Genomic DNA, 26,140 nt, shown 5'->3' with positions numbered 1-26,140 from the left:
ATTGACGCTCATCACTAATGACCTTCCGCTGGTGGAAGCCACGCCTTTCGGCGGCGAGCCTCGACCCGGCCCTGCCGGTCAGCCGGGGGACGACACGGCGACCACCTCGTAGACGAGTTCAGCGTCCCCGTCGTCCACCACGTTCGGCACGACGGTCCGGAAGGTGTAGCGACGCAGCACCATCCGCGAGACGTCGAGCAGCCGTGCGACGAGGATCGCGTCGGCCGCGGGTTCAAGGGCGGCACTTGCTGCCTGGAGCGACTGGTGATCGTGCAACTGGGTGGTGTGAACGGCGCAAGACTTCGCGTCGCCAAGTGCGCACAGCGCAGCTTCCTCCACGTGGCCGTGCAGCGGCGAGGTCCATCCAAAGGCGTCCGTCACGCCCTTGTAGATGCTGCCGCGCAGGAACGCGACAGTGGCCTGCGTGTTGTCGAACAGGTAGAGCGGTGCATAGGTCTTGGGCTGGTCGCGGCCGGCCAGCGGCTCCGAGATCATCCAGGCCTTCCACCTGAGCCCGTGCAATCCATCGATCAGATGGCGCTTGGCCACCACGCGCTCGCGCACGGCCTCCATGGGATGGCCGGGATCGAGAGTGAAGCTGTACTGAAGCAGGTCCATGCCTCGCAGGCTAGGTGAGCGGGGCCGTCAGGTCCAGCGAGAACATCCGGGTTCAGCATTGAGATAAGCTCAATGCTGAAGCCACGGCTCACCCCGCCATGTCCCACCTGATTCACCCTTCCCTCCGTTCGTTTGTGGCACTGGCCCAAGGCGGCACGCTGAGCAGCGCCGGCGAAACGGTCAGCCGTACCCCGTCCGCGGTGAGCCTGCAGATCGCCGCGCTGGAACACCGCCTGGGCCGAAAGCTGTTCGTCCGGGGGGCTCGCGGCATGCGGCTCTCGGACGAAGGCCAGGCGCTCCTGCGGCACGCGAAGGTGCTGCTGGCCACGGCGCAGGCAGCCGAGGCGGACCTGGGGACCAAGGCGTTGTCGGGCCATGTGCGCTTCGGCATGCCCCAGGACTTCGCGTCGTCGAAGCTGGCCAGTACGCTCCAGCGCTACCGCCGGGCCCACCCTGGTGTGGGCGTCACGGCCGTCATCGAGCGCAACGCGACCATCTCGACGCTGGCGCGACGCGGCGAGCTCGACCTGGCCCTCGTGATCTCGCGACGTGCGCCTGCCCGCGCCACGCTGTCGGTGGAGCGCCGGTCACACTGGCACGCCCGACGCGGCTTCGAGTGGCATCGGCCAAGCCCCCTGCCCTTGGTGCTGCTTGACGGGCCGTGCATCTATCGGGACGATGCGTTGGCCGCCCTCGAATGCGCTGGCATCGCCTGGACGGTCGCCTTCAGTACCGCGAGCGTGACTGCGATGTGGGCGGCCGACGCGGCCGGCGTCGGCGTCACGGCCCGCATGGACCTCGGCGCGCCGCGAGCCGCCCGGCAGGTCGATGAGGATCTCGGACTGCCGGCACTGCGCAGCACGGTGTTGTCGGTGACGCGCCCCGATCTGCGGGCCGCGGAGCCCGTGAAAGCCCTGGAAGCGCTGGTGCAAGCCGCGCTGGGCGGCCTGGCCGAGGGCGGTGCGTCCCGACGAGGTCGTTAAGGCCAGCGTATCAAGTGCCGCATGCGCTACATCGCGGCACACGGGTGCATCTTGATTCTGCGCAATTCGTCGCGTGCGCGCGTCAACTAGAAGAGGTGGTGGCGACGCGCTGCATCGCTGGCGCCATTCGTCGGTCTCCTGGATTTGAGCATGCACATCCCTCTCACCATTGACCAGTTCTTTGGCGTCATCCGTCAATACAACATTGCCGTCTGGCCCACACAAGTCCTGCTCCTGGCGATCGCGCTCCTCGCTGTCTACTTGGCAGTTCGACCGCATCGCCACTCCGGTGTCGTCATTTCGGCAATCCTCGGTTTCCTGTGGCTGTGGACCGGTCTTGCCTACCACCTCGCGTTCTTTGCGGCCGTCAACCCTCTTGCCTACGCTTTCGCGGCCGCGTCAGTAGTCGGTGCGAGTGTGTTCATTCGGCAAGGAGTCATTCAGCGACGACTTCGCTTCCACGCCACTGTCGGGGCGTGGCCAATGCTCGGAATGGGCTTGATCGTGCTCGCCCTGGCCGTCTATCCGGCGTGGTCCATTGTTGCCGGCCATCGCTACCCTGAACTGCCGACATTTGGCCTGCCTTGCCCCACCGCGTTGTTTACCGTTGGGATGCTCTCGCTCCTCACTGCTCCGTACCCGCGCGCGCCTCTCGCCGTTCCTGTCGCATGGTGTTTTGTGGGAGCACAAGCGGCGCTCTTCTTTGATGTTCCTCCGGATCTGACACTCCTCGCCGCCGCTGCGGTCGGCATTGCCCTGATCTTGCGGGCTCGTCCACTGCACTGGACGAAGGCACCATTGAAGTGAGGGATCAGCGACGGCGCGGCGATGCTGGGTTCAGAGATGAATGCCGCGCTCGCTGATCCGCGGGTCTCATCTCCCGGATGAAATTCCAGGCGCTGCATCCCGCACGGTGGCCACCAGATGTCGCTGAACATCGCGGCTGGCCTGGGCCTTGGCGGTAACGAGTCCTACCCCGACCTGTTCCAGCCGTTCGGTGGGTTCCCCGATGGCGTGAAGGTCGACAACAGCTACGTCACGCTGCCCGATCTGCCAGGCATCGGCTTCGAAGGCAAGGCGGATCTGTTCCGCGAGATGAAGGCGATGGCCGGCTGATCGCCTGACGGGGCCGATGCCAACACGGCCCGCGCGACTCACCGGGCCGGCCGAACCGCCTTCATTCAAAAGGAGCGCGGCAGGCCAAGCAGGTGCTCGGCCACGAAGCTCAGGATCAGGTTGGTCGAGATCGGTGCGACCTGGTACAGGCGGGTCTCGCGGAACTTGCGCTCGACGTCGTATTCGCAGGCGAAGCCGAACCCGCCGTGAAACTGGATCGCGGCATTGGCCGCCTCCCAGCTCGCCTTGGCGGCCAGGTACTTGGCCATGTTGGCCTCGGCCCCGCAGGGCTGGTGCGCGTCGAACAGGTCGCAGGCCTGCCAGCGCATCAGGTTGGCGGCCTCCACCTCGATGTAGGCCTCGGCGATCGGGAATTGCACGCCCTGGTTCTGGCCGATCGGCCGGCCGAACACGACGCGGTCCTTGACATAGGCCGACACCCGGTCGATGAACCAGTGGCCGTCGCCGATGCACTCCGCGGCGATCAGGGTGCGCTCGGCGTTCAGCCCGTCCAGCAGGTACCGGAACCCCTGGCCTTCCTCGCCGATCAGGTTCTCCGCCGGGATCTCGAGGTTCTCGAAGAACAGTTCGTTGGTCTCGTGGTTGACCATGTTCGGGATCGGCCGCACCGTCAGCCCGTTGCCGACCGCGTCGCGCAGATCGACCATGAAGATCGACAGGCCCTGGGTCTTCTTGCGCACCTCGGCCAGCGGTGTCGTGCGCGCCAGCAGGATCATGAAGTCGGAGTGCTGCACCCGCGAGATCCACACCTTCTGGCCATTGACGACATAGCGGTCCCCGCGGCGCACGGCGCTGGTCTTGATCCGGGTGGTGTCGGTCCCGGTCGTGGGCTCGGTCACGCCCATCGATTGGAGCCGCCACTCGCCGCTGGCGATCTTCGGCAGGTACAGGTCCTTCTGGGCCGGGGAGCCGTGGCGCAACAGCGTGCCCATGTTGTACATCTGACCGTGGCAGGCGCCGGCGTTGCCGCCGCAGCGGTTGATCTCCTCCATCACCACGCTCGCCTCGGACAATCCCAGCCCGGAGCCGCCGTAGGCGGTCGGGATCATCGCGGCGAGCCAGCCGGCCCGGGTCAGCGCGGCGACGAAGGCCTCGGGGTAGGCGCGCCGGGCGTCGACGTCGCGGTGGTACGCATCCGGAAAGTCGGCGCACAGGCCGCGGATGGCGTCGCGGATTTCCGGGTGTCTCTCGGGGGTGGTTCGCATGGCGTGGCGGTTCAGGCAGAGGTGATGTCGGCTTGGGCGCGGATCGCGAGGCGTCCCTGCTTCGCTGCTCACGTGCATGCCCCTGCGCGGATGGAAAACACCGAGCATGCGGGAGTCTCGCGGCGGAGGGAAGCTCAATCTGGCGCAACGTGGGGGCGCACCCCGTGGATGGCGCCCGCACGGTGTGATCCACTCTCCCGGCACCCCAACCTTCGCCGCCCATGACCATCAAACCTCTGCAAGGCATCGTCGTCGTCGCGCTCGAGCAGGCGGTGGCGGCCCCATATTGCTCGAGCCGCCTGGCCGATGCCGGCGCGCGGGTGATCAAGATCGAACGGCCCGAGGGCGACTTCGCCCGCGGCTACGACAAGGCGGTGCACGGCGAGTCGTCGTACTTCGTCTGGATCAACCGCGGCAAGGAGTCGGTTGCGCTCGACCTGCGGCAGGAGGACGCGAAGGCGACGCTGGCGGAGCTCGTCGCCGGCGCGGACGTGTTCATCCAGAACCTCGCACCGGGGGCCGCCGAGCGGCTCGGCTTCGGCTCGGACAGCCTGCGGGCGCGCCACCCGCGGCTGATCACCTGCGACATCTCCGGCTACGGCGAGAGCGGCCCGCTGAAGAACCTGAAGGCCTACGACCTGCTCGTGCAAGCCGAGAGCGGCCTGGTCGCGGTCAGCGGCGCGCCCGGGCCGTGGGGCCGCATCGGCGTGTCGATCTGCGACATCACGGCTGGCATGAACGCGCTGATCGGCATCCAGCAGGCCCTGCTGCAGCTGGCCCGCACCGGCACCGGCAGCGGCATCAAGGTCTCGCTGTTCGATTCGGCGGCGGAACTGATGGCCGTGCCGTACCTGCAGGCGCGCTACGGCAACAGCGCACCCGACCGCGTCGGCCTCAAGCACCCGAGCATCGCGCCCTATGGCGCGTTCACCTGCACCGACGGCCGCGACATCGTGCTGTCGATCCAGAACGAGCGCGAGTGGGTCAGCTTCTGCACCTCGGTGGTCCGCCTGCCCGAGCTCGCCACCGATCCGCGCTTCGACAGCAACAGCCGGCGCACCGCGAACCGGGACGACCTCGAGGCCCGCGTCCAGCAGGTCTTCTCGGGGCTGACCTACGCCGAGGCGGTCGACCGCCTGACCGAGGCGCAGACGGCGTTCGGTGCGATCAATTCCGTGCACGACCTGATCCAGCATCCGCAACTGCGAACGCGCGACATGGACGTCCACGGGATGACCGTCAAGGTGCCGGCGCCGCCCTACGTCACCGAGTGGGACGAGCCGACCTTCGCCGCACTGCCGGACATCGGGCAGCACGCCGAGCTGCCGCCGCGCCGGCCCGGCGGCTGAGTGGAACGCTCGCCGCCCTCGCGCCGGTCAGGCCTTCACCTCGACCACCGGTTCGAAGCCCCCGAAGATCATGCGTTTGCCGTCGAACGGCATGGGCAGGTTGCCGGGTGCGGACGGGTCCATCCGCGGGTCTTCCATCATCTTTTTCATGCCGGCGTCGCGCGTGGCCTTGTCCGGCCATTCGACCCATGAAAAGGCCACCGTCTCCTCGGCCGTGGCCTGGACGGCGCGGCGGAAGTCGGTGACCTTGCCGTCGGGGACGTCGTCGCCCCAACCCTCGATCACCCGGATCGCGCCGAGCTCGAGGAAGATCGGGTCGAGCTGGCGCGCATGCTCGATGAACTTCTGCTTGTTGGCGGTGGGGACCGCGATCACGAAACCATCGATGTAGGACATGTCTGCACTCCTGTGAGGTTGACCGGTCGGCGCGCCCACCTGAGGGCGCCGCGCATCTCATCGACGAGCGACGGGACGCCGGATCGACATCATCCGCCCGACAGGCGGCGTGCGACCATGCGAGCTTGACCCGCACGTCCACTCCCGCTCGCGCGACCTGCCCGCGCTGCCTGCGTCCGCCGCCGACCTGCCTGTGCGCGCTGGCGGCGCCCACCGCGCACGTCACCGAGGTGCTGGTGCTGCAACACCCGCAGGAACAGCGCCAGGCGAAGAACAGCGTGGCGCTGCTGCGGCTGTCGCTCGCGCACTGCGAGGTCGCGGTCGGCGAGCGTTTCGCACCCGACGCGCTGCAGGCGCTGCTGTGGCGGCCCGGGCGGGACACGCGGCTGCTGTACCCCGACGTGCCCGCAGCGCCGGCGCCGGCTGCAACGGCGGCGACCGCCGGCGCGACACCCGTGCGGCTGGTGGTGCTCGACGCGACGTGGCGCAAGAGCCTGCGGATGTTGCTCGAGCACCCGGCGCTGGCCGCGCTGCCGCGGCTGTCGCTCGACGCACCGGCACCCACCCGCTACCGCGCCATCCGCGCGGCACGGCGCGCCGACCAGGTCTCGACGCTGGAAGCGACCGTGCACGCCCTGGCGATGCTGGAGGGTCCGACCTTCGACGCCGCGCCCCTGCTCGACGCGTTCGGACGCTTCGTCGCCGGCGTGGCGGCCCGACTGCCGCACGACGGGCGCCCACACCCGGGCGTCTGACGCCGGGTTAACCCTGGCGATGCGCGCTTGCAATCGCCCCGGTCCGACCGTATTATTTACCGACCGGACGGTCGAATATGTTTTGTCGGGGCACTCGCAAGCCCTTTTGACCGATTCCCGGGCGCGCCGCACACTGGCTGCCTCCCCTTCCGCTGGCAAAGGTTTTCATGGGCTATTCGTTGAACAAGCAGACGACCGTCGCCGTCATCGGCGCCGGCAGCATGGGTGCCGGCATCGCGCAGCTGGCCGCGCAGTCGGGCCACGCAGTGCGCCTGCATGACGCACAGGCCGGCGCCGCCGCAGCGGCGCTGACGCGCATCGGTGCCGACCTGGATGGCGCCGTCAAGCGTGGCAAGCTCGACGCCGCCGAGCGCGATGCCGTGCACGGCCGCATCACGGTGGCGGATTCGATCGCCGCGCTCGCGGGCTGCGGGCTGGTCGTCGAGGCGATCGTCGAGAAGCTCGAGGTCAAGCGCCAGGTCTTCGCGCAGCTCGAGGCCGCGCTCGGGCCGGACGCGGTGCTCGCGACCAACACGTCGTCGATCTCGATCACCGCGGTCGCGCAGGGCCTGCAGCGGCCGCAGCGGTTGATCGGCTGGCACTTCTTCAACCCGGCCACGCGGATGAAGCTGGTGGAGGTGATCGCCGGCGTCGAGACCGACCCCGCGCTGGTGCCGGCGATGCATGCGTTGTCGAAGGCCTGGGGCAAGACCTCGGTCGATGCGCCGAACGCGCCGGGCTTCATCGTCAACCGCGTCGCGCGGCCGTACTACGCCGAAGGGCTGCGCCTGCTGGCCGAGCGCATCGCGCCCGCGCCGGCGATCGACCGGCTGATGCGCGAGGCCGGCGGCTTCGCACTCGGCCCGTTCGAGCTGATGGACCTGATCGGGCTGGACGTGAACCTCTCGGTCAGCGAGTCGGTGTTCCAGGCCACCGCCTACGACCCGCGCTACGCGCCGCACCTGATCCAGCAGGAACTGGTGCGCAGCGGGCGCTTCGGCCGCAAGAGCGGGCGCGGCTTCTATGCCTACGGCAAGGACGTGGCCGCCCCGGTCGTCGCGACCGTGGCGCCGGCGGACGGCAACGGCACGCTCGACGTGGCAGCAGAGGCCGGCCTGCTCGCACCGCTGGTCGAGCGCCTGCTCGGCGCCGGCGTGCACATCGTGCGCCGCACCGACCTGCCGGCCGAAACGCTGGCGATCGGCGACCTGCGCATCGCGCTCACCGACGGACGCACCGCCGCGCAGCGCAGCGCGGACGCCGCCAGCGGCGCGCTGATCCTGCTCGACCTCGCGCGCGACTTCTCGACCACGACGACGCTCGGCGCCACCGCCAGCCCGGCGGCCGCCGCGCGCCTGCCGGCCCTGGCGGGGCTGCTGCAGGCCGCGAAGATCGCGCTGATCGAACTCGACGACGTGGCCGGCCTGGCGCTGATGCGCATCGTCTGCTGCCTCGCGAACGAAGGCGCCGACGTGATGACCTGGACCGGCACGACCGCGAAGGACATCGACACCTCGATGGTGCTCGGCACCGCGTACCCGGTGGGCCCGCTGGCCTGGGCCGATGCACTCGGCGCGGCGCGCGTCGCGACCGTGCTCGCGAACCTGCAGGCGCACTACGGCGAAGTGCGTTACCGGCGTGCGCCCCGGTTGTCGCGGCTGCAGCACACCGGCGCGCGCTTCCATGGTTGAGCCGCGCGACGCTCAAGCGACCGCCGAGCACGTGCGCGACGGCATGCTCGCGAACGACCGCGCGACCAAGATGCTCGGCATGACGATCGTCGAGATCGCCCCCGGCCGCGCGACGCTGACGATGCCGGTGCGCGACGACATGCTGAACGGCCACGACATCTGCCACGGCGGGCTGATCGCCACGCTCGCCGATTCGGCCTTCGCGTTCGCCTGCAACTCGTACGACGAGCTGACCGTGGCCTCCGGCTTCGCGGTCGACTTCGTTGCGCCGGGCCGCGGCGGCGACGTGTTGACCGCGCGCTGCAGCGAGGTCACCAAGGCCGGCCGCACCGGCGTCTACGACACCGAGGTCACGAACCAGCGCGGCGAACGGGTCGCGCTGTTCCGCGGCCGCTCGTACACGATGAAGGGCAAGCCGGCGGTCCCCGACCGCACCGCCGGCTGACCCACGCACAGGAGACCCATCGACCATGTCAGCCCGACACCCCGCGCCCGGAGAACTCGACCGGATCGAGACGGCCAGCCGCGACGAGATCGCCGCGCTGCAGCTGCAGCGCCTGAAGACGACGCTGCAGCGCGCCTACGCGAACGTGCCGCACTACAAGCAGGCGTTCGATGCGAAAGGCGTGCACCCGGACGACCTGAAGCAGCTCGCCGACCTGGCGAAGTTCCCGTTCACGGTCAAGAAGGACCTGCGCGACAACTACCCGTTCGGCCTGTTCGCGGTGCCGCGCGAAGAGGTGGTGCGGCTGCATGCGTCGAGCGGCACGACCGGCAAGCCGACCGTGGTCGGCTACACCGCGAACGACATCTCGAACTGGGCCGACCTGGTGGCGCGTTCGATCCGCGCGGCCGGCGGGCGCAAGGGCGACATCATCCAGATCGCCTACGGCTACGGCCTGTTCACCGGCGGCCTGGGCGCGCACTACGGCGCCGAGCGGCTGGGCTGCACGGTGATCCCGATGTCGGGCGGGCAGACCGAGAAGCAGATCCAGCTGATCCAGGACTTCCAGCCGAAGATCATCATGGTCACGCCGAGCTACATGCAGGTGATCATCGAGGAGATGACGCGCCGCGGCATCGACCCGCGCGAGACCTCGCTGAAGATCGGCATCTTCGGCGCCGAGCCGTGGACCGAGGCGATGCGCCGCGAGATCGAGACCAAGGCCGGCATCGACGCGGTCGACATCTACGGCCTCAGCGAAGTGATGGGCCCGGGCGTGGCGAGCGAGTGCGTCGAAACCAAGGACGGCCCGGTGGTGTGGGAAGACCATTTCCTGCCCGAGATCATCGACCCCGACACCGGCGAGGTGCTGCCCGACGGTAGCGAGGGCGAACTCGTGTTCACCTCGCTGACGAAAGAGGCGCTGCCGATCATCCGCTACCGCACGCGCGACCTCACGCGCCTGCTGCCACCGACCGCGCGCGCATTCCGCCGCATGGGCAAGATCGTCGGCCGCAGCGACGACATGCTGATCATCCGCGGCGTCAACGTCTTCCCGACCCAGATCGAGGAGATCGTGCTGGCGCACGACAAGCTCTCCGGCCAGTACCAGGTGCACGTGAGCCGGGACGGGCTGATGGACGAGGTCGAGGTGCACTGCGAGATGCAACCCGGCGCCGACGGCGATGCGAACGAGATCGCCGTGTGGGTGCAGCACCGCGTGAAGACGCTGGTGGGCATCTCGACCAAGGTGAAGGTGCTGACGCCCGATTCGATCGAACGCACGTTGACGGGCAAGGCCCGCCGCGTCATCGACAAGCGACCCAAGTAAAGGACGACGCCATGTATACGCAAGCAATGGACACGATGGGCAAGGACGAGGCGCCGAAGGCGCTGCGTTCGGCCGAGGAACTGCAGCTGCAGGAACGCTTCGATGCCCGCATCGACGCCGGCGATTTCATCGAGGCGAAGGACTGGATGCCCGAGCACTACCGCAAGACGCTGGTGCGGCAGATCAGCCAGCACGCGCACTCCGAGATCGTCGGCATGCTGCCCGAGGGCAACTGGATCGGCCGCGCGCCGACGCTCAAGCGCAAGGCGATTCTGCTGGCCAAGGTGCAGGACGAGGGCGGCCACGGCCTGTACCTCTACGCCGCCGCCGAGACGCTGGGCACGAGCCGCGACCAGCTTTTCGACGCGCTGCATTCCGGCAAGGCCAAGTACAGCTCGATCTTCAACTACCCGACGCTGAGCTGGGCCGACATGGGCACGATCGGCTGGCTGGTCGACGGTGCGGCGATCATGAACCAGGTGCCGATCTGCCGCTGCTCGTACGCCCCGTATGCGCGCGCGATGATCCGCATCTGCCGCGAGGAGAGTTTCCACCAGCGCCAGGGCTACGAGGCGCTGCTGACGATGATGACCCACGGCACCGACGCGCAGAAGGCGATGGTGCAGGACGCGGTGAACCGCTGGTGGTGGCCGTCGATCATGATGTTCGGGCCGCCGGACGACCAGAGCCCGAACAGCGCGCAGTCGATGCGCTGGGGCATCAAGCGCGTCAGCAACGACGAGCTGCGCCAGAAGTTCATCGACGCCACGGTCGACCAGGCGAAGCTGCTCGGCGTCACGCTGCCCGATCCCGATTTGAAGTGGAACGAGGCGCGCCAGTCGTACGACTATGGCGCGATCGACTGGAGCGAATTCAAGCGCGTGCTGGCCGGCGACGGACCGTGCAACAAGGAGCGCCTCGCTGCGCGCGTCAAGGCCTGGGACGACGGGGCCTGGGTGCGCGAGGCGGCCATGGTCCACGCCAACAAGCAAACGATGAAGGAGGCCGCATGAGCGCCGATCTGCAACACGAATGGCCGCTGTGGGAAGTGTTCGTCCGCAGCAAGGCGGGCCTTGACCACAAGCACTGCGGCAGCCTGCACGCCGCTGACGCGAAGATGGCGATCCAGATGGGGCGCGATGTCTACACGCGGCGCCAGGAAGGCGTGAGCGTGTGGGTGGTGCGCTCGGACCAGATCGTCGCGAGCGATCCGGCCGACAAGGCGATGTACTTCGACCCGGCCGAGGACAAGGTCTACCGCCACCCGACCTTCTACGAGCTGCCCAAGTCGCTCGACCACATGTGAGCGCGTGCCGACCATGACCGCTTCGATCCAACTCCAGCGTGCGCCCGAGGTCCAGTACCTGCTGCGCATCGCCGACACGAACCTGATCCTGGCGCAGCGCATCGCCGAATGGTGCGGCCATGCGCCGGCACTCGAGGAAGACATCGCGCTGTCGAACATGGCGCTCGACCTGGTCGGCCAGTCGCGCGCGCTGCTGACGCGGGCCGGCGAGCTCGAAGGCCGCGGCCACGACGAGGACCAGCTCGCGTTCCTGCGCGACGAGCGCGACTACTTCAATGCGACGCTGGTCGAATTGCCGCGCGGCGACTTCGCGTTCACCGTGCTGCGCAACCTGTTCATCGCGACCTGGTCCAAGCTGCTGTGGGAGCGGCTGCTCGATTCGACCGATGCCGAGGTCGCCGCGATCGCCGGCAAGGCCGTCAAGGAAGTGCGTTACCACCAGCAGCACGCCGCCGACTGGGTCGTGCGGCTCGCCGACAGCACCGAGGAGGCGCGCCGCCGCGTCGACACCGCGCTCGACGACCTGTGGCGCTACACCAGCGAACTGTTCGGCGCCGACGCGGTCGACAACCACGCGCTCGCCACGGGCCTCGGTCCGCGCTGGGCCGATCTGCAGGAGCCCTGGATCGCCGAGATCACCGCGGTGTTCGACGAAGCCGGCCTCGCGCTGCCCCCCGCCTCGGGCTTCCGCCCGACCGGCACGCGCGGCGTGCACAGCGAGCACATGGGCTTCATCCTGACCGAGATGCAGTATCTGCAGCGTGCGTATCCCGGAGGCGCGTGGTGAACCTGTCCACGGCGTCGCGGGTCGCGCGCGCGTGGGAGGTGCTCTCCACCGTGCTCGACCCCGAAGTCCCCGCCGTCTCGGTGCGGGACCTCGGCATCGTGCGCGACGTGATCGAACACGACGACGGCCTGGAGATCGTGCTGACGCCGACCTACTCGGGCTGCCCCGCGACCGAGGTGATTGAGGCCGACGTGCTGAAGGCCATCGCCGCGGCCGGCCTCGGCGCCGCGCGCGTCACGCTGCGCCGCGCGCCGGCCTGGACGACCGACTGGATCAGCGCCGAGGGCCGCGCGAAGATGCTGGCCTACGGCATCGCGCCGCCATCGCCGACGCGTGACGATGGCGCCGTGCCCATCCGCTTCATCGGCCGCCCGCGCCTCAAGCCCCTCGCCTGCCCGCGCTGCGGCAGCCAGAACACCGAGCAACTCGCCGCGTTCGGCTCCACCGCCTGCAAGGCGACCTGGCGCTGCCTCGCCTGCCTGGAACCGTTCGAACATTTCAAGCCGATCTGACAAGTCCGGCGGAGACCACCACGATGAGCGTCATCTTCCACCCGCTGCGCGTGCGCGCGATCCTGCCCGACACGGCCGAGGCCGTCGTCGTCTCGTTCGACGTGCCGGACGAACTGCGTAATGTCTTCAGCTTCACGCAAGGGCAGTACCTGACGCTGCGCAAGGAGATCGACGGCCAGGATCTGCGCCGCTCGTACTCGATCTGCGCCGGCGTCGACGACGGCGAGTTGCGCGTCGGCGTGCGCAAGGTCAGGGGCGGCGTGTTCTCCAACTGGATCAACGAGCACCTCGCGCACGGCGACACGATCAGCGTGATGGCGCCGCAGGGCCGCTTCTTCGTGCCGATCGAGCCGGCCGCGCGCCGCCATCATGTGGGCATCGCCGGCGGCAGCGGTGTGACCCCGATCCTGTCGACGATGAAGACGGTGCTCGCGCGCGAACCGCTGAGCCGCTTCACGCTGATCTACGGCAACCGCCAGCTCAAGTCGACGATGTTCAAGGAAGAGATCGAGGACCTCAAGAACAAGTACCTGACGCGCCTGACCCTGCACCACGTTTTCTCCGACGAGCACACCGACGCGCCGCTCAACATGGGCGTGATGAACCGCGACAAGATCGGCGAGTTCCTGCGCAACGTGGTGCCGGCCGAGAGCATCGACCACGCGTTCGTCTGCGGCCCGTTCCAGATGAACGACGAGGCCGAGGCGGCGCTGCTCGCGGCCGGTGTGCCGGAGGAGCGCATCCACATCGAGCGCTTCGGGCTGGCGCCGCAAGCGCAAGCCGTCGGCGCCGTGATCCACGAGGCGAAGCCGGGCGACGCCGAGACGGCGCGCGTGACGATCATCCGCGACGGCCTGTCGCGCGAGATCAGCTTCACGAAGGACCAGCCGAGCATCCTCGACGCGGCCTCGGCGGCCGGGCTCGAAGTGCCGTTCTCGTGCACCTCGGGCGTGTGCGGCACCTGCCGCGCCAAGTGCATCTCCGGCGAGGTGCGCATGGAGCGCAACTTCGCGCTCGACAAGAACGAGGTCGCGAACGGCTTCGTGCTGACCTGCCAGGCGCATCCGCTGACCCCGACCGTGACGCTGTCGTTCGACGAGCGCTGATCAATACAGGAATCGATGATGACCACCCCCACGCTTCAAAGCTACATCGGCGGCCGCTGGCTCGGCACCCAGGCTGCGCAGGCGCTGCACAGCGCGATCAACGGCAAGCCGGTCTACAGCACGCACGCCGAGGCGATCGACTTCGGCGAGGCGGTCGCGCACGCACGCCACGTCGGCCTGCCCGCGCTGATGGCACTCGATTTCCAGCAGCGCGCCGAGCGCCTGAAGGCACTGGCCAAGTACCTGAACGAGCACAAGGAGACGCTCTACGCGATCTCGGCCCACACCGGCGCCACCCGCACCGACAGCTGGATCGACATCGAGGGCGGCAGCGGCACGCTGTTCGCGTATGCGAGCGTCGGCAGCAACGAGCTGCCCTCCGGCAACCTCGTGCACGAGGGGCCGGCTGTTCTGCTCGGCAAGACCGGTCGCTTCCAGGGCACCCACATCCTGGTGCCGCGCGGCGGCATCGCGGTGCACATCAACGCGTTCAACTTCCCGGTCTGGGGCCTGCTCGAGAAGTTCGCGCCGGCCTTTCTCGCCGGCATGCCGTGCATCGGCAAGCCCGCGACCGCGACGAGCTACCTGACCGAAGCGGCGGTGCGGCTGATCCAGCAATCCGGCATCCTGCCCGAGGGCGCGCTGCAGCTCGTGATCGGCGGCACCGGCGACCTGCTCGACCGGCTCGACGGCCGGGACGTCGTCACCTTCACCGGCTCGGCCGACACGGCCGCCAAGCTGCGCGTGCACCCGAACCTGGTGCGCCACTCGATCCCGTTCAACGCCGAGGCCGACTCGCTGAACTGCGCGATCCTCGGCGACGACGTGACGCCCGACGACGAGGAGTTCGACCTGTTCGTCAAGGAGGTCGCGCGCGAGATGACCGTCAAGGCGGGCCAGAAGTGCACCGCGATCCGGCGCGCGATCGTGCCGCGCGCGCAGCTCGACGCTGTCGCCGCGAAGCTCAGTGCGCGGCTGAAGAAGATGGTGATCGGCGACCCGTCGCGCGAGGACGTGCGGATGGGGGCGCTCGCCTCGCGCGCGCAGTTCGACGACGTGTCCGAGCGGGTCGCCACGCTGCTGCAGGGAGCCGAGCTCATCCACGGCGCGCGCGACGGCTTCGCGCCGCTCGGCGACGGCGTGGCCGAAGGGGCGTTCTTCGCGCCGACGCTGCTGCTCAGCCGCCACCCGATGACGCACGACGCGGTGCACGACGTCGAAGCCTTCGGTCCGGTCAGCACGCTGATGCCGTACGACGGCATCGACGAGGCCATCGCACTCGCCGCCAAGGGCAAGGGCAGCCTTGTCGCGTCGCTGGTCACGAAGAGCCCGGCGATCGCCGCGCGCGTGATCCCGGCCGCCGCCGCGTTGCACGGCCGGCTGCTGATCCTCGACCGCGAGGCTGCCGCCGAATCGACCGGCCACGGCTCGCCGCTGCCGCTGCTGAAGCACGGCGGCCCGGGCCGCGCCGGTGGCGGCGAAGAGCTGGGCGGCATCCGCGCCGTCAAGCACTACCTGCAGCGCGCGGCGGTGCAGGGCTCGCCGACGATGCTCGCGGCGGTGACCGGCGAGCACATCCGCGGCGCGAAGGTGAACGACACGCCGATCCACCCGTTCCGCAGCCACTTCGAGGACCTGAAGATCGGCGACTCGCTGCTGACCCACCGCCGCACTGTCGGCGAGGCCGACATCGTCGCGTTCGGCGGCATCTCGGGCGATTACTTCTACATGCACTTCGACGAGATCGCGGCCAGGGAGAGCCCGTTCGGCAAGCGCATCGCGCACGGCTACTTCGTGCTCTCGGCCGCGGCCGGCCTGTTCGTCTCGCCGGCGCCCGGCCCGGTGCTCGCGAACTACGGGCTGGACACGCTGCGCTTCATCAAGCCGGTCGGCATCGGCGACACGATCCGCGCGCGGCTGACCGCCAAGCGCAAGATCGACCGCAACAAGAAGGACGCCAACGGCGTGGGCCAGGGCGTCGTCGCGTGGGACGTGGAAGTCACCAACCAGAACGACGAGGTCGTCGCGAGCTACGACATCCTGACGCTGGTGGCGAAGCGGGGCTGAGCGCGCGCGCTCAACGCGCCGCGGCGGCGTTGACCGCCGCGCCCGCGCTCGCGGGCTCGTCGTCGATGGCCTGCTGCACCGCGCGATAGAACGCGTCGCGCGCCTGGCTCGCGGTGCGGTCGGTCGCACCGGCGCCCCAGTCGGCGTTCGAGGCGATCACGAGCTTGCGCTTCGGGTCGATGAAGATGCCCTGGCCGAAGATGCCGCGGGCGGCGAAGCTGCCGTCCGTGTAGGTCCACCACTGGTAGCCGTAGCCGCGGCCCGGCTGGCCGATGCCGGTGCGCTCGGTGGTCGCTTCCAGCAGCCAGCCGTCGGGCACGATGCTCTGGCCGTCGACGCGCGCGCCGTTCAGGATGAACTGCCCGAGCCGCGCGAAGTCGCGTGACGCGGCCTGCAGGCAGCAGCCGCTGATCTCCTTGCCGGTGCGGCTCAGCAGCCAGGTGGCCTGCTGCTCCATGCCGGCCGGCACCCAGATCTTCTCGGACAGATAGGTCGCCAGCGACTTCTTCACGGCCGCGGCGAGCAGCACGCCGACCAGGTTGGTCTCGCCGGTGCTGTAGTGCCAGCGCTGCCCGGCCGGCGCCTCGCGCGGCAGGCGGCGCATGTAGCTGACGAGCGCGTCGACGCCGTCCTCGGGTTGGTGGTTGTTGAAGCGGGCGACGTCGGAGTTCGGATCGGCGTAGTCCTCGTTCCAGCGCACGCCGGAGGTCATCGTCAGCAGCTGGCGCAGGCTCACGTCGTCGTACGCCGAGCCCTTCATCTGCGGCAGGTAGTCGCTGACCTTGTCGTCCATGCTGCGGATGAAGCCGTCGCGGATCGCGGCGCCGACCAGCGTCGAGGTCACGGACTTGGCCACCGAGAAGCTGGTCCAGCGCCCGTCACGGTCGAAGCCGAGACCGTAGCGCTCCAGCCTGAGCTTGCCGTCGTGCAGCACCAGCAGCGCGGCGCTGCGCTGGCCGGCCATGTAGGCGTCGACATCGACCGCGAGCTTCAGCGGCGGTCCCGGTGGCAGCGGCGACGGTGTCGGGCCGGCCGCCACGACGTGCGACTTGGCGAGGATCGGCAACCGGTCGAGCGCGCGGAATCCGGCGTCGCGCTGCGCCTGGCTCCAGAACAGCAGGTCGCGGTTGGTCGGCAGCGTCGCGAGCAGCGCGCGGGTTTCCTTGTCGAGGCTGGACCAGCCGACCGCCGCGGCCACGCCCAGCGCGGCCAGCAGGCCGAGCGCGATGTTCTTGAACTTCATGCGATCCCCTTCGCAGCGAGAAATGCCGCGTCAGCGCGGCGACACGAGCACGTAACCCCGGTTCTCGACCGTGTCGAAGGTGCGCATCCCCTTGACCAGCGTCGCGGTCGGCATCCAGACCCAGCTCGCGGCGGCCGGGTTCACGTCGAGCACGAGGAACGAGTCGGACGCGGCGTCGTACGCGCCGAGCGGCGATATGTGGCCGCCGCCCTTCTGCCCCACCGCCTCGCGCCGGTAGTTGACGATGGCGTAATCGTCGGCGTGCATCAGGTTGGCGATCAGGTCGGCGCGGATTTCGGCCTCGGGCTTCGCCTCGTCGACCACGACGACGCGCGTGGCCAGGCCGTTGGCGCGCAGCATCTCGTCGAACTGGCGCAGCTGGTAGCCGAAGTCGCGCGTCGTCCTGCCGTTGATCACGACCGGTTCGCCGAGTACCTGCGCGCGGGTCTTCGCGCCCTTCGCGATCACGAGGTCGGGCGTGTAGCGCGGCACGATCGGGTCGGCGCCAGTCGGGAGGTGGCGCAGATCATCGGGCCGCAGCCGGTCGTGGTCGCGCGGCAGCGTGGCGCTGCGGCTGCTCACCGCGTTCAGCACGATCGCGGCGCTGGTCGGGCCGCAGAACGCGCCGTTGATCTGCGCCTCGAACTGGTTGGCGAGCGCCGCGAAATCCGCCTTCGCGGTCGCGCGGCCGAGGCGCGCCAGGCCTTCGTCCGAGGCCATCGCGACCAGGGCCGCATCGGCAACGGGTGCCGGTGCGGTGATCGTGCGCGGCGCCTGACAGCCGAGCACCGCGCCCACCAACACGGCGCCGGCCGCACGGGCCAGCCAGATCGGGATCGTCGGCATCGGGCGCGCTGCGCGACTACTCGGGCAGCCGCACCAGCCGCTTGCCATCCTTGGGCAGCTGGTACTGCGCGACGTTCAGCTGCATCGCCAGCAGCGCGTAGTAGGCGTTGATGCCGGTCAGATCGACCACGCCCTTCTTGCCGAAGCGCTTCTCGGCACGCTCGAAGGTGACGTCGGAGACGCGCTTGTTGCGGTGCAGTTCTACCGAGAAGTCATAGACGATCGCCTCGTCCTCGGTCATCACGGCCGGGCGCCGGCCGTCGGCGATCGCGGCGGCCACTTCCGGCTTGATGCCCATCTTCAACGCGATCGGCTGGTGCACGTACCACTCATAGTCCTGTGTCCACTCGCGCGCGGTCACCAGGATCGCCAGCTCGCTCAGCGTGTTGCCGATCGCCGAGTTGTAGCGCAGGTAATCGCCCATCGCGCGCGCCTGGTTCATCACCTGCGGGCTGTGCATCAGCGGCTCGAATGGGCCGAACACCGGCACCTTGCGCGCGGCGAGGAAGTCCTCGGCGGCCTTCTTCTGCTCGTCGCTGTACTGCGCGGGCGGGATCGTCGGCAGCCGTTCGGCGGCGTGTACGGCGGTGGCGAGCAGGGAGGTCAGCATCAGGGCGGCCAGCGGTTTGAGGTGCATCAGTGTCTCTCGGTTGGTGTTCGGGCGCAGGGGCGCGGATCAGTAGCCGAGCGCCAGGCCGCTGTTGCGGCGCGGGTCGTTGGCGCCGTAATAGCGGTTCTTGCCCACCGGCTTGCCGCCCAGCGATGGCGCGCCGACCAGGATCACCGCGAGGTGATTCACCGGCTGCGGGTTGCCGAACTTCTGGCCCCAGCCTTCGAGGATCTTGCGGGTGTCGGGGCTGAGTGCGAAGTTGTCGACGTTGGTCGCCTCGGGCAGCCACTGCTGGTGGAACTTGGGCGCGTCGACCGCCTCCTGCGCGTTCATGCCGTAGTCGATCGCGTTGATGATCGTGTGCAGCACCGCGGTGATGATGCGGCTGCCGCCCGGCGTGCCGACCACCATCACCGGCTTGCCGTCCTTCGTGACGATGGTCGGGCTCATCGAGCTGAGCGGGCGCTTGCCCGGGGCGATGGCGTTGGCCTCGCCCTGCACCAGGCCGTACAGGTTCGGCACACCGATCTTCGAGGTGAAGTCGTCCATCTCGTTGTTCAGCAGCACGCCGGTCTTCGCGGCGGTGACCTTGGCACCGAACCAGTCGTTCAGCGTGTAGGTGACCGAGACCGCGTTGCCCCACTTGTCGACGATCGAGTAGTGGGTGGTGTTGCTGCCTTCATGCGGCGCGACGCCGGGCTTGATGTCCTTCGAGACACCGGCCTTGGCCGGGTCGATCACGGCGCGGATCTTGGCGGCGTAGTCCTTCGACAGCAGGCGGTCGAGCGGGTTCTTCACGAAGTCGGGGTCGCCGAGGTAGCTGTTGCGGTCGACGTATGAATGGCGCATCGCTTCGATCTGGTAGTGCACCGACTGCGCCGAGCGGAAGCCCAGTTCCTTCAGCGGATAGCCCTCGAGGATGTTCAGGATCTCGCAGATCACCACGCCGCCCGAGCTCGGTGGCGGTGCCGAGACGACGCCGTAGCCGCGGTAGGTGCACTCGACCGGCTTCAGCTCGCGGGTCTTGTACTGGTCGAGGTCGGCCTGCGTGATGATGCCCTTGCCGGCCTGGCTGCTGGCCACGATCGCTGCGCCGACGGGGCCCTTGTAGAAGCCGTCCTCGCCCTTGTCGCTGATCGCCTTCAGCGTCTGCGCCAGGTCCTTCTGCACGATCTTCTGGCCGACCTGGAACGGCTCGCCGCCGTTCAGGAAGATCGCGGCCGAGACCGGGTCCTTCTTGAAGTCCTCCGTGGCCGTGAGGAACATGTCGATATCGCCCTGGTCGAGCACGAAACCGTCCTGCGCATACTTGATCGCCGGGGCGAGCACCGCCGCACGCTTCATCGTGCCGTACTTGTTCAGCGCGAGCTCCATGCCCGAGACGGTGCCCGGCACGCCGACCGCGAGGTGGCCGTTGGTGCTCAGGCCCTTGACGACGTTGCCGTCCTTGTCGAGGTACATGTTGGCGGTCGCCGCCAGCGGCGCCTTCTCGCGGAAGTCGAGGAAGGTCTTGCGGCCGTCGGCCAGCTGGATCGTCATGAAGCCGCCGCCGCCGAGGTTGCCGGCCGCCGGGTAGACGACCGCCAGCGCGTAGCCGACCGCGACCGCGGCATCGACCGCGTTGCCGCCGTCCTTCAGCACGTCGACACCGACGCGGGTGGCCAGGTGCTGAGCGGTCACGACCATGCCGTTCTCGGCCGCCACGGGTGGCTGCGAAGCAGCGTGGACGTTGGCGAAGCAGACGACGAGGGCTGCGGCGAGCAGCGATCGGGCGGGTGAATCGAATTTCATGGGGCGCTCTTGAGACGGTGAATGAAGGTCGGCAGGGCCGACCGTGGAACTATAGGAGTCGCCCGCGCCCCGGCGCGCTGGCGTTTACACCGGTCGCAGGCGTCAGGCGAACGGCGACGGATCGAACTCGCCGGCCAGCGCGCGCCAGACCCGCGGCGGCGTCAGCGGCATCTGGATCAGCTCGGCCTTGCGGCCGTGACCGGCATGGTCCAGCGCATCGATCACCGCGTTGACGACGGCCGGTGTCGCGCCGATCGTGCCGAGCTCGCCGACGCCCTTGACCCCGAGCAGGTTGGTCGTGCACGGGATCGAGGTGTCGAACTCGGTGGTGAACATCCGGCTTGCGATGTCGGCGCGCGGCATCGCGTAGTCCTGGTAGCTGGCGGTCAGGATCTGGCCCGAGTCCGGGTCGTAGACGATCTGCTCGGTCAGCGCCTGGCCGATGCCCTGCACCGCGCCGCCCTCGATCTGGCCGGCGACGATCGCCGGACTGACGACGCGGCCGATGTCGTTGACCGAGCTGTAGGCGACCACGTCGACATGGCCGGTGGCCGGGTCGATCTCGACCTCGCACACATGGCAGCCGTTCGGCCACGTCGGCCCGCCGACCGCGCTGGTGGAGTCGACAAAGATGTGCTGCTCGGGTTGCTTCGCGGCCAGCTCGAACAGGTCGATGCCGACATCGGTGCCGACCACCTTGAAGCGCCCTTCCAGGTACTCGATGTCGGCCGGCGCCACCTCGAGCACCTCGCCGGCCAGCTGCTTGCTCTTGTCGATCGTGCGCTCCGAGGCCACGCGCACGGCAGAGCCGCCGGTGAACAGCGAGCGCGAGCCGGCGCTGCCGAAGCCGTTGGCACGGTCCGTATCGCCCTGCACGATGCGGATGCGCTCGACCGGCACGCCGAACACGTCGACCGCGAGCTGCACGTAGCTGGTCGCGATGCCCTGCCCCATCGCCTGCGTGGCCGAGACGATCTCGATGAAGCCGTCGGCCGAGATGTCGACCGTCACGCGCTCCTCGAACACGTTGCCGCCGGTCCACTCGAGGAAGCTCGCCAGGCCGCGGCCCCGCAGCAGACCCTTGGCCTCGCTCGCAGCGCGGCGGGCCGCGAAGCCGTTCCAGTCCGCGAGCGCGAGGCCGCGGTCGAGGATCTGCTCGAAGCGGCCGCTGTCGTAGGTCTGCGCCATCGCGTTCTTGTACGGCATCTGCTCGGGCGCGATCAGGTTGCGGCGGCGCAGCTCGGCGGGGTCGAGTTTCATCTCGCGCGCGGCCGCGTCGAACAGCCGCTCGGTGATGTAGATCGCCTCCGGTCGACCGGCGCCGCGGTAGGCGCCGGTCGGCGTGGTGTTGGTCATCACCGCGAGGAAGTGCAGGTCGATCGTCTCGATGGCGTAGATGCTGGTCGAGACCCACGGCCCGATCAGCAGCTGGATCGCGACGCCGACGCCCATCGCGTAAGCGCCGACGTTCGCGAGCGAGCGCACCCGCATCGCGAGCACCTTGCCTTGCGCATCGAGCGCCATCTCGGCGTGGCTGACCACGTCGCGGCCGTGCACCGCGGACAGGAACTCCTCGACCCGCTCGGCCTGCCAGCGCACCGGGCGCTTCAAGTCCTTGGCCGCGTACGCGACGACGATGTCCTCCGGGTGGATGCCGGTCTTCATGCCGAAGCCGCCACCGACATCGCCGACGACGACCCGGGTGTTCTCGAGCGTGAGGCCGGGAATCGCATCGACCAGCGACCCGCGCGTGCCGGTCGGCATCTGGCTGCTCAGGCGCACGGTCAGGTGGTTCGCGGCGGCGTCGAACGCGGCGACGATGCTGCGGGGTTCCATCGGGCTCGGCGCGAGGCGCTGGTTCACCAGATCGAGCGAGACGCGGTGCGCCGCGGACGCGAACGCCGCCTCGGTCGCGGCGACGCTGCCGTGGCGCATCTCGGCAGCGATGTTGTCGGGCGCGTCCGGGCAGATGACCGGCGCGCCGGGCGCGGTGGCGCGCACCGGGTCGACGACGGCCGGCAGTTCCTCGTAGTCGACCAGCACCGCTTCGAGCGCATCCTTCGCGGCGTCGCGCGATTCCGCCACGACCGCAGCGACCGCCTCGCCGACGAAGCGCACCGTGTCCACCGCCAGCGCATGGCGCGCCGCCGACGCCGGTGGCTGGCCGTTCGCGCGCTGGAAGCCGGCCGCCTTGGGCATCGGCTTGACGCCGGCCGCGACGAGCTGCGCGCCGGTGTAGACCGCGATCACGCCGGGCATCCCGGCCGCGGCGGTCGTGTCGACCGAGACGATGCGCGCATGCGCGTACGGCGAACGCAGGAAGGCGACATGGACCGTCCCTTCGACCACGACGTTGTCGGTGAACTGGCCGCGCCCGACCAGCAGGCTCGCGTCCTCGACGCGCTTGACGGCCTGGCCGCTGCCGAAGCGGGTGGCGTTGCTGGTGACGGTGCTCATCGTGACTCTCTCCGTGGATGTTCGATAGGACGCTTCGCGTGCAGGCTACAGCAACTTCATCAACGCCATCGCCAGCAGGCTCAGCACGACGCTGCTGGCAAACGGCACGAACCACTCGCGGCCGAACAGGCGGAAACGGAAGTCGCCCGGCAGCCGGCCGAGGCCCAGCTTCTCGAGCCACGGGCGCAGGCCGCTGAACAGGATCAGCGCGATGAAGACAACAATCAGCCAGCGGATCACGAGGGCGCTTTCAACGTCGCGAGCGGATCACAACGTGTGCGTCCGGTCGCCGTGCGCGAAGCCGAGCGGCGCATCGAGGAAGTTCGCGTCGCAGCCCTTCGCGAAGCCGATCACCTTGAACAGCTCGCCCATCTCGTGCTCGGCCAGCAGCTTCTGCGCGTTCGCACGAGCGATCAGATCGGCGCCGTCGAGCAGTTCCATCACGCCGCAGTTGAACAGGAAGTGTGCCTGCGAGGTGTAGCCGAGGACGCGCAGACCGGCCTCCTGCGCGGCGAGCGCGATGCCGGTGAAGTCGACGTGCGCGGTGATGTCCTTCAACCCGACATCGACCAGCGGGTCGGTGTCTGCCTGGTGCGCGCGGTGGCACATCAGCGTGCCGCCGGTGCGCTGTGGGTGGTAGTACTCGGCCTCGGGGAAGCCGTAGTCGATGAAGAAGGCCGCGCCGCGGGTCAGGCGCTCGGCGAGCGTGGTGATGAAGGCGCGGGCCTGCGGGTGCACCTCGGTCACGGTGCCGGGGACGAACGGGCCGTCGACCGGCGGGCGCAGCGTGGTCGGGCGGTCGCTCCACCCGAACCCGCCGTCGCGCGCCTTCACGCCGCGCTCCAGCCACTGCGCGCCGTCGAAGTGCAGCAGCTGCACCGGCATCGCGTCGAGCACCTCATTGCCGACGATCACGCCGTCGATCGCGTCAGGCAGCGCGTCGACCCAGCGCACCGTGTCGTCGTGAGCGGCGAGACGCTCCTGCTGCCGTTCGCGCAGCGTGCCCGAGAGATCGACGATCGTGTAGCGGTCGAGGGGCTGACCGAGGTCCGCCAGCGCCTCCAGCAACTGCGCCGCGAGCGCGCCGGAGCCGGCCCCGAACTCCCAGAGTTCACGCGTTCCGCTGGCGACCAGCGCCTGGGCAACCTGGCGGGCCAGCGCGCGGCCGAACAGCGGCGACAGTTCAGGCGCGGTGACGAAGTCGCTGCCCGACTGCGGCATCAGCCCGAACTTGCGGCCGTGGTTCGCGTAGTAGCCGAGGCCCGGCGCGTACAGCGCCAGCGCCATGAAGCGGTCGAACGGCAGCCAGCCGCCGTCGCGCGCGATGGCCGCATGGATCAGCCGGGAGAGGGGCGCCGATACACTGGCGGCTTCGGGCGCTTGCATCGCCGCATTGTAGAAACCATGACCGCAGCTTCACGACCCGTCGTCCTCGTCACCGGCGCCGCCCGGCGGCTCGGTCGCACGATGGCGCTCGATCTGGCCGCGCATGGGTTCGACGTGGCGGTGCACTACCGCGGTTCCGAGGCCGACGCGCACGCCACGGTCGACGATCTGCGCGCGGCCGGCGCACGGGCGCAGGCGTTCCAGGCCGATCTGTCGGACGAGCCGGCTTGTCGCGCGCTGGTGCCCGCCGTCGCCGCCCACTTCGGTCGCCTCGACGCGGTCGTCAACAGCGCGTCGACCTTCGAGCACGACGACCCGACGAGCTTCAGCGTCGCGATGATGGAAAAGCACTGGCGTGCCAACACCGCGCCGGCGGTCATCCTGGCGCAGGCACTGCACGAGCACCTGGCCGACGCCAACCGGCGCGGCTGCGTCGTCAACCTGATCGACCAGAAGCTCTGGAACCCGAACCCCGACTATTTCTCGTACACGCTGTCCAAGGCCGCGCTGCAGAGCGCGACCGTGATGCTCGCGCAGGCGCTCGCGCCGCGGCTGCGAGTGTGTGGCGTGGCGCCCGGTGTCACGCTGCTGTCGGGGCCGATGAGCGCCGACGAGTTCGCGGCGGCGCACAGGATGACGCCGCTGGAGCGCTCGTCGACGCCCGAGGACATCGCCCGCGCCGTGCGCTTCCTGATCGAATCGCCCGCGATCACCGGCACCACCCTGCTGGTCGACGGCGGCCAGCACCTGAGCGCACAGCCGCGCGACGTGCTCTACCTCGCGAAGCACTAGCCGGACACCCGCATGCAAAGCCTGCTCAGCCACCCCAGCCTGATGGACTGCCGTCGCCTGTTCCTGCGCGACTACGAGGTCTTCATCAACATCGGCGTGCACGCGTTCGAGAAGACGAAGGAACAGCGCGTGCTGATCAACGTCGACCTGTACGTGCCGCTCGCGCTGTCGACGCCCAAGACCGACGAGCTCGACGAAGTCGTCGACTACGACTTCATGCGCCGCAGCATCGCCGAGCGCGTCAGCCGCGGCCACATCCAGCTGCAGGAGACGCTGGTCGACGACCTGCTCGCGCTGATGCTGGCGCACCCGAAGGTGCGCGCCGCGCGCGTCTCGACCCAGAAACCCGATGTCTACCCCGACTGCGTCTCGGTCGGTTGCGAGGTCTTCGGCCTCAAGGAGAAGAACGAATGAGCGCCGTGCTCGACACGCCGACGAACAAGCTGTCGGTCGAACTGCAGAAGCTCAGCAAGCGCCTGCACCGCCAGGTCGGCCAGGCGGTCGTCGACTTCAACATGATCGAGGAGGGCGACAAGGTCATGGTCTGCGTCTCGGGCGGCAAGGACAGTTACGCGCTGCTCGACATCCTGATCAACCTGCGTGCGCGCGCGCCGATCCGCTTCGACATCGTCGCCGTCAATCTCGACCAGAAGCAGCCGGGCTTCCCCGAGCACGTGCTGCCGGCGTACCTGGAATCGCTCGGCATCCCGTTCCACATCGAGAACCAGGACACCTACTCGATCGTCAAGCGCGTGATCCCCGAGGGCAAGACGATGTGCAGCCTGTGCTCGCGGCTGCGCCGCGGCATCCTGTACCGCGTGGCCGGCGAGCTGGGCGCGACCAAGATCGCACTCGGGCATCACCGTGACGACATGTTGCAGACGCTGTTCATGAACATGTTCTTCGGCGCCAAACTGAAGGGCATGCCCGCCAAGCTGGTCAGCGACGACGGCAGGAACGTCGTGCTCCGCCCGCTGGCCTACGTGAACGAGCTGGATCTGGAGCGCTGGGCCGTGCACCGGCAGTTCCCGATCATCCCGTGCACGCTGTGCGGCAGCCAGGAGAACCTCCAGCGCGTTCAGACCAAGCAGATGCTGCGCGACTGGGACCGGCGCTTCCCGGGCCGGATCGAGAACATGTTCAACGCGATGGCCCACGTCGTCCCGTCGCACCTGATGGACCGGAACCTCTACCCGTTCACGACGCTCCAAGCCACGGGCGTGGCCGATGCAGCAGGCGACCGCGCTTTCGACGACGATGACGATTGCGCGCCCCCCGCGGCCTCGACGATCACGTTCCGCCCGTCGACCTGACCCGCCTGCGCTCGC

General features: G+C 69.1%; 26 protein-coding genes and 1 pseudogene. 17 read left to right on the top strand and 10 right to left on the bottom strand.

Annotation, left to right across the window (positions count from 1 at the left end; all coding sequences use genetic code 11):
• Positions 1–78: 78 nt before the first annotated feature.
• On the bottom strand, positions 79–618 hold the full coding sequence (locus tag ASC76_RS00240) for a DUF4865 family protein (RefSeq protein WP_157615163.1): 540 nt from the start codon (positions 616–618) through the stop codon (positions 79–81).
• A 98-nt stretch (positions 619–716) separates the two neighbouring features.
• Here ASC76_RS00240 and ASC76_RS00235 point away from each other — a divergent pair, with 98 nt between their 5' ends.
• The 3 genes and pseudogenes from ASC76_RS00235 to ASC76_RS00225 form a co-directional block, all read left to right on the top strand.
• Entirely contained in the window at positions 717–1,601 is an 885-nt protein-coding gene (locus tag ASC76_RS00235) for a LysR substrate-binding domain-containing protein (protein WP_082548593.1), read from the top strand.
• A 150-nt stretch (positions 1,602–1,751) separates the two neighbouring features.
• Entirely contained in the window at positions 1,752–2,408 is a 657-nt protein-coding gene (locus tag ASC76_RS00230) for a DUF6064 family protein (protein ID WP_056460678.1), read from the top strand.
• 90 nt (positions 2,409–2,498) lie between these two features.
• A pseudogene (locus ASC76_RS00225) lies at positions 2,499–2,717 on the top strand (mandelate racemase); the annotation flags it as partial.
• Between the two features lie 65 nt (positions 2,718–2,782).
• On the opposite strand, the gene ASC76_RS00220 reads toward ASC76_RS00225, so the two are convergent.
• Positions 2,783–3,943, bottom strand: a complete 1,161-nt coding sequence (locus ASC76_RS00220; RefSeq protein WP_056460672.1) for an acyl-CoA dehydrogenase family protein — start codon at positions 3,941–3,943, stop codon at positions 2,783–2,785.
• Positions 3,944–4,164: 221 nt separating this feature from the next.
• Here ASC76_RS00220 and ASC76_RS00215 point away from each other — a divergent pair, with 221 nt between their 5' ends.
• Positions 4,165–5,292 (top strand): CaiB/BaiF CoA-transferase family protein, encoded by a 1,128-nt coding sequence (locus ASC76_RS00215; protein ID WP_056460669.1) that lies wholly within the window; start codon positions 4,165–4,167, stop codon positions 5,290–5,292.
• Positions 5,293–5,319: 27 nt separating this feature from the next.
• Here ASC76_RS00215 and ASC76_RS00210 read toward each other — a convergent pair whose 3' ends face one another.
• A complete protein-coding gene (locus tag ASC76_RS00210; protein ID WP_056460666.1) occupies positions 5,320–5,688 on the bottom strand; it encodes a DUF1428 domain-containing protein in 369 nt (122 codons plus the stop codon).
• A gap of 125 nt (positions 5,689–5,813) precedes the next feature.
• On the opposite strand from ASC76_RS00210, the gene ASC76_RS00205 reads away from it, so the two are divergent.
• From ASC76_RS00205 to paaZ, 10 genes are all read left to right on the top strand, one after another.
• Positions 5,814–6,443, top strand: a complete 630-nt coding sequence (locus tag ASC76_RS00205; RefSeq protein ID WP_056460663.1) for a tRNA-uridine aminocarboxypropyltransferase — start codon at positions 5,814–5,816, stop codon at positions 6,441–6,443.
• 167 nt (positions 6,444–6,610) lie between these two features.
• Positions 6,611–8,134 (top strand): 3-hydroxyacyl-CoA dehydrogenase, encoded by a 1,524-nt coding sequence (locus ASC76_RS00200; protein WP_056460659.1) that lies wholly within the window; start codon positions 6,611–6,613, stop codon positions 8,132–8,134.
• A complete protein-coding gene (gene paaI, locus ASC76_RS00195) occupies positions 8,127–8,579 on the top strand; it encodes a hydroxyphenylacetyl-CoA thioesterase PaaI (RefSeq protein WP_056460656.1) in 453 nt (150 codons plus the stop codon). The genes ASC76_RS00200 and paaI overlap by 8 nt, the downstream gene beginning before the upstream one ends.
• Positions 8,580–8,604: 25 nt before the next feature.
• The gene (gene paaK, locus ASC76_RS00190) at positions 8,605–9,909 is read left to right on the top strand and encodes a phenylacetate--CoA ligase PaaK (protein WP_056460653.1); all 1,305 of its coding nucleotides are present in this window, start codon (positions 8,605–8,607) and stop codon (positions 9,907–9,909) included.
• 11 nt (positions 9,910–9,920) lie between these two features.
• Positions 9,921–10,922, top strand: a complete 1,002-nt coding sequence (gene paaA / locus ASC76_RS00185; protein ID WP_056460650.1) for a 1,2-phenylacetyl-CoA epoxidase subunit PaaA — start codon at positions 9,921–9,923, stop codon at positions 10,920–10,922.
• Positions 10,919–11,215, top strand: coding sequence for a 1,2-phenylacetyl-CoA epoxidase subunit PaaB (gene paaB, locus ASC76_RS00180; protein WP_056460646.1), 297 nt, complete (start codon positions 10,919–10,921; stop codon positions 11,213–11,215). Before paaA ends, paaB begins: the two co-directional genes overlap by 4 nt.
• A gap of 13 nt (positions 11,216–11,228) precedes the next feature.
• On the top strand, positions 11,229–12,002 hold the full coding sequence (gene paaC, locus ASC76_RS00175) for a 1,2-phenylacetyl-CoA epoxidase subunit PaaC (RefSeq protein ID WP_056460641.1): 774 nt from the start codon (positions 11,229–11,231) through the stop codon (positions 12,000–12,002).
• Positions 11,999–12,514 (top strand): 1,2-phenylacetyl-CoA epoxidase subunit PaaD, encoded by a 516-nt coding sequence (paaD, locus tag ASC76_RS00170; RefSeq protein WP_056462951.1) that lies wholly within the window; start codon positions 11,999–12,001, stop codon positions 12,512–12,514. Before paaC ends, paaD begins: the two co-directional genes overlap by 4 nt.
• A gap of 23 nt (positions 12,515–12,537) precedes the next feature.
• Positions 12,538–13,620, top strand: a complete 1,083-nt coding sequence (gene paaE, locus ASC76_RS00165; RefSeq protein ID WP_056460638.1) for a 1,2-phenylacetyl-CoA epoxidase subunit PaaE — start codon at positions 12,538–12,540, stop codon at positions 13,618–13,620.
• An 18-nt stretch (positions 13,621–13,638) separates the two neighbouring features.
• Positions 13,639–15,687 (top strand): phenylacetic acid degradation bifunctional protein PaaZ, encoded by a 2,049-nt coding sequence (paaZ, locus tag ASC76_RS00160; RefSeq protein ID WP_056462948.1) that lies wholly within the window; start codon positions 13,639–13,641, stop codon positions 15,685–15,687.
• A gap of 10 nt (positions 15,688–15,697) precedes the next feature.
• On the opposite strand, the gene ASC76_RS00155 is transcribed toward paaZ, so the two are convergent.
• The 7 genes from ASC76_RS00155 to ASC76_RS00125 all read right to left on the bottom strand — a co-directional run bounded on the left by ASC76_RS00155 (position 15,698) and on the right by ASC76_RS00125 (position 24,020).
• Positions 15,698–16,930 (bottom strand): serine hydrolase, encoded by a 1,233-nt coding sequence (locus tag ASC76_RS00155; RefSeq protein ID WP_056460635.1) that lies wholly within the window; start codon positions 16,928–16,930, stop codon positions 15,698–15,700.
• Between the two features lie 30 nt (positions 16,931–16,960).
• Positions 16,961–17,776, bottom strand: coding sequence for a phytochelatin synthase family protein (locus ASC76_RS26470; protein ID WP_162247043.1), 816 nt, complete (start codon positions 17,774–17,776; stop codon positions 16,961–16,963).
• A 16-nt stretch (positions 17,777–17,792) separates the two neighbouring features.
• Complete coding sequence (locus tag ASC76_RS00145; RefSeq protein ID WP_056460632.1) at positions 17,793–18,413, bottom strand: carboxymuconolactone decarboxylase family protein; 621 nt, start codon at positions 18,411–18,413, stop codon at positions 17,793–17,795.
• A gap of 39 nt (positions 18,414–18,452) precedes the next feature.
• A complete protein-coding gene (gene ggt / locus ASC76_RS00140; protein ID WP_235580340.1) occupies positions 18,453–20,072 on the bottom strand; it encodes a gamma-glutamyltransferase in 1,620 nt (539 codons plus the stop codon).
• Between the two features lie 207 nt (positions 20,073–20,279).
• On the bottom strand, positions 20,280–22,634 hold the full coding sequence (locus ASC76_RS00135) for a xanthine dehydrogenase family protein molybdopterin-binding subunit (protein WP_056460626.1): 2,355 nt from the start codon (positions 22,632–22,634) through the stop codon (positions 20,280–20,282).
• Between the two features lie 45 nt (positions 22,635–22,679).
• Positions 22,680–22,874 (bottom strand): DUF2905 domain-containing protein, encoded by a 195-nt coding sequence (locus tag ASC76_RS00130; protein ID WP_056460623.1) that lies wholly within the window; start codon positions 22,872–22,874, stop codon positions 22,680–22,682.
• Positions 22,875–22,901: 27 nt separating this feature from the next.
• The gene (locus ASC76_RS00125; protein WP_056460620.1) at positions 22,902–24,020 is read right to left on the bottom strand and encodes a class I SAM-dependent methyltransferase; all 1,119 of its coding nucleotides are present in this window, start codon (positions 24,018–24,020) and stop codon (positions 22,902–22,904) included.
• Positions 24,021–24,038: 18 nt separating this feature from the next.
• Between ASC76_RS00125 and ASC76_RS00120 the strand changes: the two genes are divergently transcribed.
• From ASC76_RS00120 to ttcA, 3 genes are read left to right on the top strand one after another with little or no spacing between them, the layout of a single operon-like run.
• On the top strand, positions 24,039–24,812 hold the full coding sequence (locus ASC76_RS00120; RefSeq protein ID WP_056460617.1) for an SDR family oxidoreductase: 774 nt from the start codon (positions 24,039–24,041) through the stop codon (positions 24,810–24,812).
• Between the two features lie 12 nt (positions 24,813–24,824).
• Complete coding sequence (locus ASC76_RS00115; protein ID WP_056460614.1) at positions 24,825–25,226, top strand: dihydroneopterin aldolase; 402 nt, start codon at positions 24,825–24,827, stop codon at positions 25,224–25,226.
• Entirely contained in the window at positions 25,223–26,125 is a 903-nt protein-coding gene (ttcA, locus tag ASC76_RS00110; RefSeq protein WP_056460611.1) for a tRNA 2-thiocytidine(32) synthetase TtcA, read from the top strand. Before ASC76_RS00115 ends, ttcA begins: the two co-directional genes overlap by 4 nt.
• Positions 26,126–26,140: the final 15 nt, after the last annotated feature.

It is taken from the genome of Rhizobacter sp. Root404 (assembly GCF_001425865.1).
Lineage (GTDB): Bacteria > Pseudomonadota > Gammaproteobacteria > Burkholderiales > Burkholderiaceae_C > LMDS01.
The sequence above is the reverse complement of the archived record's forward strand: the minus strand, read 5'-3'. Positions and strand labels throughout refer to the sequence as shown.